The following is a 372-nucleotide window of genomic DNA, read 5'->3' as shown; positions in this document are numbered from 1 at the left end:
ACGGTTGCCCAGGTCATAAAAAAACTCTTGCGAGGCTCAGTAAATTCTTATGCAGCAATCAAACAACTGACATGGGAAAGTCAATTTAAAGACTGGGAATCTTATCGCCGATTAGAGCTGGATTTGCAAGAAACATTGGCCTATAAAGAGGATTTTAAAGAGGGGGTTCGAGCACATGCAGAACGACGTAGACCAGTGTTTACGGGAGATTAATTTTTAAATTAGTAAAAAATGTTTGACAATCAAAGTTTTATGGTTTATACTTTGACTATCAAAGTAAAGGAGGCCTGTTTTGGAAGATCCAAAAGTAAATGAATATCTAACGGCCATTTTTAACAATGTGTTGGTGATTGAAGAAACAAGTCTGCGTGG

Annotated in this window: 1 pseudogene; it reads left to right on the top strand. The window is 37.4% G+C overall.

The window, feature by feature from the left end:
* Window positions 1–213, top strand: a pseudogene (locus tag C1E99_RS12440) (enoyl-CoA hydratase); the annotation flags it as partial.
* Between the last annotated feature and the right edge of the window lie 159 nt (window positions 214–372).

It is taken from the genome of Streptococcus suis, assembly GCF_002964045.1.
Classification (GTDB): Bacteria; Bacillota; Bacilli; order Lactobacillales; family Streptococcaceae; genus Streptococcus; species Streptococcus suis_U.
Note: the sequence above shows the minus strand (reverse complement) of the source record. Positions and strands in the feature narration are given on the sequence as shown.